The sequence below is a fragment of the Sorangium sp. So ce887 genome, assembly GCF_051521455.1.
GTDB lineage: Bacteria > Myxococcota_A > Polyangia > Polyangiales > Polyangiaceae > Sorangium.
Genome location: NZ_CP150354.1, coordinates 10335357 through 10342500 on the forward strand (window position 1 = coordinate 10335357; position 7144 = coordinate 10342500).

General features: G+C 71.0%; 6 protein-coding genes (1 of these 6 running past the window's edge). All 6 read left to right on the forward strand.

Going from position 1 to position 7144, the window contains the following annotated elements; translation table 11 throughout:
• Positions 1–61: 61 nt before the first annotated feature.
• Positions 62–1177 (forward strand): trypsin-like serine protease, encoded by a 1116-nt coding sequence (locus WMF36_RS38680; protein ID WP_437575843.1) that lies wholly within the window; start codon positions 62–64, stop codon positions 1175–1177.
• Positions 1178–1239: 62 nt separating this feature from the next.
• Positions 1240–1854 carry a penicillin-binding protein activator LpoB gene (locus WMF36_RS38685; RefSeq protein WP_437575844.1) on the forward strand — a complete coding sequence of 205 codons (615 nt, stop codon included), beginning with the start codon at positions 1240–1242 and terminating at the stop codon, positions 1852–1854.
• Between the two features lie 125 nt (positions 1855–1979).
• The gene (locus tag WMF36_RS38690) at positions 1980–3248 is read left to right on the forward strand and encodes a hypothetical protein (protein WP_437575846.1); all 1269 of its coding nucleotides are present in this window, start codon (positions 1980–1982) and stop codon (positions 3246–3248) included.
• Positions 3249–3310: 62 nt separating this feature from the next.
• Positions 3311–3838, forward strand: coding sequence for a peptidylprolyl isomerase (locus WMF36_RS38695; RefSeq protein ID WP_437575847.1), 528 nt, complete (start codon positions 3311–3313; stop codon positions 3836–3838).
• Positions 3839–3888: 50 nt separating this feature from the next.
• A complete protein-coding gene (locus WMF36_RS38700; RefSeq protein ID WP_437575848.1) occupies positions 3889–6555 on the forward strand; it encodes an MGH1-like glycoside hydrolase domain-containing protein in 2667 nt (888 codons plus the stop codon).
• 63 nt (positions 6556–6618) lie between these two features.
• Positions 6619–7144 carry the 5' portion of a hypothetical protein gene (locus WMF36_RS38705; RefSeq protein WP_437575849.1) on the forward strand. It continues 302 nt past the right edge of the window, so 526 of the gene's 828 nt are visible here — the first part of the coding sequence; the start codon lies at positions 6619–6621; its stop codon lies off the right edge, out of view.

The following is a 7144-nucleotide window of genomic DNA, read 5'->3' on the forward strand; positions in this document are numbered from 1 at the left end:
GGAAGCAATCCTCTCCTTCCTCGAGGACAGCGGCGATGCACAGCCCAGGCTGGCAGGTGCCGTGCAACGGCGGCTGGCCGTGTGCCGGAACAGCACCGCGTGGTGTACCCGAGCTGGATGCCTCCTCGCCGCTGCCGCGCTGGCCGGCTGCGCGGGAGACGTGGACGAGCCAGGCCTGCACGGGGAGGACGCGGACGAGGCGGCGCTGGAGATCAAAGGAGGTTATCCCGACGCGGGAGATCGCGCGGTCGCCGGGCTGATCATCACGGATCGGAGAGGGCGGGTCGCGCGGACCTGCTCGAGCGCCCTGATCGCGCCGAACCTGGTGCTCACGGCGCAGCACTGCATCGCGGAGACGCCGAAGCTCATCTCGTGCAAGACGGCGACGTTCGGTGAGCCGGTCGACGCCTCGCAGGTCTACGCCACCCTCGGCCGCGCCATGTGGGCTGCGGAGGCGCCGTGGCTCGCCGCGCGCGCGGTGCTCAGCCCGCCCGACGGCAACGCCGTGTGCGGGCGCGACCTCGCGCTCGTCGTCCTGTCTTCGCCGATCCGTAGCAGCGACGTCACGCCGCTCGCGCCACGCCTCGAGCGGCCGCCCGAGGAGAGCGAGGTCTACTCCGCGGTGGGCTTCGGCGACACGGAGGGCAAAGCGCGCGACGGCGGCGCGCGACGGCGCCGCGACGGGCTCCGCGTCGAGTGCGTGGGGTACGGGTGTGGAACGCAGGAGCGCGTCACGGGGAGCGAGTGGCGCGGCGAGAGCGGCATCTGCAGCGGCGACTCGGGCGGACCCGCGCTCGACGTCGCCGGTCGGATCATCGGCGTGACCTCGCGCGGGCCGGCCGGCTGCTCCGACCCCATCTACGGAGGGCTGATCGCCCATCGCGACTGGCTCGTCGCCGAGGCGACGCGCGCCGCCGAGGGTGGCGACTACGAAGCGCCCTGGTGGGTCACGGCGCCCGGCGCGACGGAGCGGTTGCCGTCCCATCGGCCGCTCGACGAGCGCTGGCTCACGTGCGCGCAGGGTCCCATCATCGTCGGCGACGCTGGCGGGCCCGCCTCCCCGCGCGCGCTCCTCGCGCCCCTCGCGCTCCTCGCGCTCTTCGCGCTGAGACGCGCCGGGGTGACCGCGCTGCCGGCGCGCCCGCGCGCCGCACGGCGGAGCACGATTTCCGCCTGATCGCCGCTCCGTTGCACACCTCGCCTGCTAGGATGCGGCCGTCCTGCCCCTGCGGAGTGTCCATGCCCAGTTCGCCCATCATCCGTCCGGCCGCGCTGCTCGCGGCGCTCGCGCTCGCCACGACGTCCCTCGGCTGCGGACCGACCTACGTGCGCGGCAATCAGGTCGAGGGGCTCGACGACGCGGCGATGAGCACGGGAATCGACAAGCGCGACATCGAGCAGCTCCTCCACGAGAACCTGACGTCGCTGATGGCCTCGCCCGTGGCGAAGGCGTGGGCGCATGACGGCTCGCGGCCCATGCTCGCCATCTACCCGCTGTCGAACCAGACGAGCGAGCACATCGACAGCCAGCTGCAGGCGCTCCTGTCGGATGTCGAGACGTACATGGTCAAGACGACTCTCGTCACCGTGGTGAGCGTCGAGCGCCAGCAGCAGATGATCGCGGAGATCGAGAAGCAGCACGGCGGCGGGTTCGATCCGAACCACATCGCCGAGTACAACCGCCAGCTCGGCGCGAAGTACTACATCACCGGCAAGGTCTTCACCTCCGACGAGCGCACCGAGGACGAGCGCCGCGTCCAGTACTTCATGTTCATGCAGCTCATCGAGGTCGCCACGAGCGCGGTGGCCTGGCAGAACCGGGCCGCCTTCACCAAGGCGCTCATCCAGGAGTGATGCGCGGGCGGCACGCGAGCCTCCGGGGGCGCGGGCGCGCGGTTCTTCTGCGTCTCGCGCGTCTCGCGCCTCTCGCGCTGCTCCTCGGCCTCGGACAGGCGGCCTGCGCCGGCCACGAGGATCGCGTGCGCACCGCGCTCGCCGCGCTCGACCGCGGCGCCCCCGCGGCGGCGGTGGCTGCGCTAAACGAGCAGATGGAGGTCGAGACCGCGGCCGAGCTTCCGTCGCTCCAGGGCGACAACGCGCTCCTCCTGCTCGACCGCGGCAACATCCTCCTCAGCATGGACCGCTACAAGCTGTCCGCGCGCGATCTCGGGATGGCGGACAAGTCGATCGACCTGCTCGACATGTCCCGCGGGGCCGCCGACGAGCTCGGGAAATACCTCTTCTCGGACGACGCGGGCCCGTACAGGGCGCCTGCGTACGAGAAGCTGCTCATCAACACCATCAACATGATGAACTACCTGGCCCAGCGCGACCTCAGCGGGGCCAGGGTCGAGGCCCGCCGCCTCGCGGTGATGCAGAAGTACCTGCGCGATCACGAGGGCGGGACGGCGCTCGTCGGCCTCGGGAGCTACCTTGCCGGCCTCGCGTTCGAGAAGAGCGGCCAGCCCGACGAGGCGCTCCTCTACTACGACGACGCGCTCCGCCACGGGCCCTATCCATCGCTCCGCGACCCGCTCCGCGCGCTCACGCGCGGCGAGCCGAGGTCGCCCCGCATCGCCGCCCTGATCGAGGGCGCCGAGCCGTCGCCGCCGCTCGCCGAGGCCGACGAGGCGGAGCTCGTCGTCGTGGTCGGGTTCGGGCGCGTGCCGCAGAAGGTGCCGCAGCGCCTGCCGATCGGGCTCGCGCTCACGCTCGTGGCCGACGACATCAGCCCGACCGATCGCGCGCGGGCCAGCGAGCTCGCGGCGAAGGGGCTCGTGACGTGGGTCAACTACCCGACGCTCGCCCGAAGCAAGGGCGGCCATTCGATTCCGGCCTTGAAGCTGGATGGGCGCTCCCAGCCGATGGAGGAGGCCCTCGACGTCGAGGCACAGGTGCGCTCGGCCTGGAAGAAGAGCGAGGGGACGATCATCCTGTCGGCCATCACGAGGACCGTCGCCCGTATCGCCGCGGGCGAGGCCGCGCAGGGCGCCACCGAGGCTGCTGCGGAGGACTCCGGCCCGCTGGGCCTGCTCGTCGGCCTGCTCACGAGCGCGACGCTGACCGCGCTCGACACGCCGGACACGCGAGGCTGGTCGACGCTCCCTGCGCGCGTCGCGATCGCGCGCACCCGCGTCCGCGCGGGCACGCACGACGTGGTCGTGAGCGCCCGGGGCGAGGTGAGGCGCGCCCGGGTGAGCGTGGCCGCCGGCGGATGGGCTTTCGTCCCGGTGATGGTGCTCCGCTGACGGACAAAGGAGCGGACGGGAAGGGTTGCGGGCGCTTCCCTCCCGCGGCAGTCTCCGCGCCGATGCGTAGCCTTGCTCTCCGCGCCATGCTGGTCCGCGCGCTCACGGCGTGCTCTCCCCTCGCGCTCCTCTGCGCGACCGCCTGCGGGACGCTGGCCACCTCGCCGTCCTGGGTCGGCGGCGGGCTCGCGGTCTCCGCCCCGATCCGGGCGGCCGAGGAGGACGCGGCGATCGAGCGGGAGCAGGCGCTCGTGGCGAGTCAGCCGAAACAGATCGGCGCGCGGCACCTCCTCGTCATGCACGACGGCTCGAAGAGCAAGCCCGAGGGCATCCGTCGTACGCGCGAGGAGGCGCGCGCGCGCGCCCAGGAGGCGCTCCTCAAGATCCGCGGCGGGGCGAGCTTCGAGGACGCGGTCGCGGGGTACAGCGACGAGCCTGGCGCCAAGGAGCGCAGCGGGGACCTCGGGGTGTTCGAGCGCGGCATGATGGTCAAGGGCTTCTCCGACGTCGCCTTTGCCTTGAGGGTCGGCGAGGTGAGCGAGGTCGTCGAGACCCCGTTCGGATTCCACATCATCAAGCGCACCGAGTAGCGCCGGCCGCGGGCTCGACGGCTCCGTCGGAGTCGCCTAGCGTGGCCTCCATGACGAGGACCGTCCGCGCTGCGCTGACCGCCGAGCACCGCCGCCTCGAAGAGGAGCGCGAGCGCCTCCTGCGCTGGAAGCACTGGGGCCCGTACCTGTCGGAGCGCGCCTGGGGGACGGTGCGCGAGGACTACAGCGCGAACGGGGACGCCTGGGCGCATTTCCCTCACGACCACGCCCGGAGCCGCGCCTACCGCTGGAACGAGGACGGGCTCGGCGGCATCTGCGATCGACACCAGATCTTGTGTCTCGCCGTCGCCGTCTGGAACGAGAAGGATCCGATCTTGAAGGAGCGGGCCTTCGGTCTGACCGGGCCGGAAGGCAACCACGGCGAGGACGTCAAGGAGATCTACTACTACGAGGACGCGACGCCGACCTCCAGCTACCTGCGCTACCTCTACCGGTACCCGCAGCGGCAGTTCCCTTACGACGCGCTCGGCGCCGCCGCGCGCGGGCGCGGCCTGTCGGAGAGCGAGGTCGATCTCCCCGAGCTCGGCGCCTTCGACGGCGATCGTTACTTCGACGTGATCGTCGAGTACGCGAAGCGGAGCCCGAACGACATCCTCATGGTCATCACGGTGGTGAACCGCGGCCCGGAGGCCGCGCCGATTCACGTGCTGCCGCACCTCTGGTTCCGCAACACGTGGTCCTGGAGCGAGCCTCCCGGCCCGGTCCCGGAGATCCGGGCCATGAAGACGGGCCCTGGCCACGTGATGCTGCGAGCGGCGCACCCCGAGCACGACGCGCATCACCTCTACATCGAGGGCAGTCCGGAGCTGCTCTTCACCAACAACGAGACGAACCACGAGCGGCTTCACGGCACCCCCTCGCGAACGCCGTACGTCAAGGACGCGTTCCATCACCGGGTCATCGACGCCGATGAGGCGCGCGTGAACGCCGAGCTGCGCGGCACCAAGGCCGCGAGCTGGCACCGCCTCGAGGTGCCGGCCGGCGAGCGCAGGCGCATCCTGCTCCGGCTTGTCCCGGATCCGGTGGAGAGGCCCTTCGAGGGCGCGGACGAGCTCCTGGAGGCGCGTCGCAAGGAGGCGGACGAGTACTATCTCGCCGTCCAGGGCCCTGGTCTGTCCGAGGATCGCCGGGCCATCCAGCGGCAGGCGGCGGCGGGGTTGTTCTGGACGATGCAGTTCTATCACTTCGACGTCGACACCTGGCTCCGCGGCGACGTGGAGGCGCCGCCGCCCGACCGGCGCTGGGGCCGCAACAGCCAGTGGCGGCACGTCGCCGTCGCCGACGTCATCTCCATGCCGGACAAGTGGGAGTACCCCTGGTTCGCGGCCTGGGATCTCGCCTTCCATGCGCTCGCGCTGGCCTCGCTCGACATCGATCTCGCGAAGGCCCAGCTGAAGATGATGGTCAAGGAGTGGTACCAGCATCCGAACGGGCAGCTGCCTGCCTACGAGTGGGAGTTCTCGGATCTGAACCCTCCGGTGCACGCCTGGGCGACCTACCAGCTCTACAAGATCGAGCGGAAGCAGCGGGGCCGGGGCGATCGAGTGTTCCTCGAGCGGGTGTTCCACAAGCTCCTCATCAACTTCGCCTGGTGGGTCAACAAGCGCGACGCCGAGGGGCACAACGTGTTCGAGGGCGGGTTCCTCGGCCTCGACAACATCTCCCTCTTCGATCGCAGCGAGCGGCTCGCGCCCGGGATGCGCCTTGAGCAGGCGGACGCCACCGCGTGGATGGCGATGTACTGCCTCGACCTCATGCGCATCGCGCTGGAGCTCGCGCTGGAGAACTCCGCGTACGAGGATCTTGCCAGCAAGTTCTTCGAGCACTTCCTCCGGATCGCGCACGCGCTCCACCATGCGGAAGGCGACCGGCTGCCGCTCTGGTCCGAGGAGGACGGCTTCTACTTTGACATCCTCACCGCCGGCGGGAGGCCGCGGCACGTGAAGATCCGGTCGGCCGTGGGCCTCATCCCGCTCTGCGCCGTGCACGTGATCACGCCGGAGATCTACGGCAAGCTCGCGAACTTCCGGCGCCGCACCGAGTGGTTCCTGCGCAAGAACCCCGCGCTGGCCGAGGCGATCACGGTGCGTCCGGACGGGCGGCAGGTGCTCTCTGCGGTGACGCCTGGGCGACTCGAGCGGGTGCTCGCGCACCTGTTCGACGAGGACAAGTTCCTCTCGCCCTTCGGCCCGCGCTCGCTCTCGAAGGAGCACGCGGCCGCGCCCGTCTCGCTCGGGCTGGAGGAGCCCTGCGATGCGCAGTACACGGTCGGCTACGAGCCGGGCGAGTCGATCACGCGCATGAAGGGCGGCAACTCCAACTGGCGCGGCCCGATCTGGTTCCCGCTCGGCTATCTTCTCTACCGCTCGCTGCTCCGGCTCGATCACGGCTTCGGCGACGTGCTCACGATCCCCCCGCTCGGCGGCCACGGTCCTCGCACGCTCCGCGATGGCGCGCACGAGCTCGCGCGCCGGCTGATCGCGATCTTCGAGCGCGATCGCGAGGGGCGCCGCCCGGTATACGGCGACCACCCGCTCTTCCAGCGTGATCCTCGCTTCCAGGATCGCCTGTTCTTCTTCGAGTACTTCCACGGCGACACCGGCGCCGGGCTCGGCGCCTCGCACCAGACTGGCTGGACCGCCCTCGTGGGCGACCTGATCCTCCGCGCGGGCCGGCACAACCTCCCCCATTCGTAGTGCGCCACACACGACATTCGGCTCAGTGCCGGTTCGCAACCGATCCGTGCTAGGAGGGCGCCTGTGTCGCTGGCGTTCGGCGTCTTGCTCCTCGCGCTGGCCGTCATGCTGGGCGGCATGGCGGCGCTGTTCCGTCATCGGAGCGAGCGCGCGATGTCTGCCCTACGGACGTTCGCCCTCGTCGGGGCGGCGTCGATTGCGCTGCTCCATCTGCTGCCGGAGGCGCTCGGCGAGATCGGCTGGCTTGCGCTGATCGCGGCGGTGGCGGGCTTCCTGGCGCCGGCGGTGCTGGAGCGGCTCGTGATCGGGGAGGCTGGTGCTCACCGGACGCCGACGACCGCGCTTGCGATGGGATATGCTGCCGTGCTTGCGCACCAGTTCGGCGAGGGTGCGGCGGTGGCGTCGCTCTCCCGGGTGGGTCAGCTGACGCTGCCTGTCGTGCTTGCGCTTGCGGCGCACACGGTGCCGCTCGCCATGGTGGTGGCGATCCAGGTCCTCGAGGTGAGGGCTGGAACTGGCGGCAAGGGCGCCATGAGCGCAGCGCTCGCAGGCATCGCGCTCGCCACGGTGATCGGCGCCTTTGCGACGC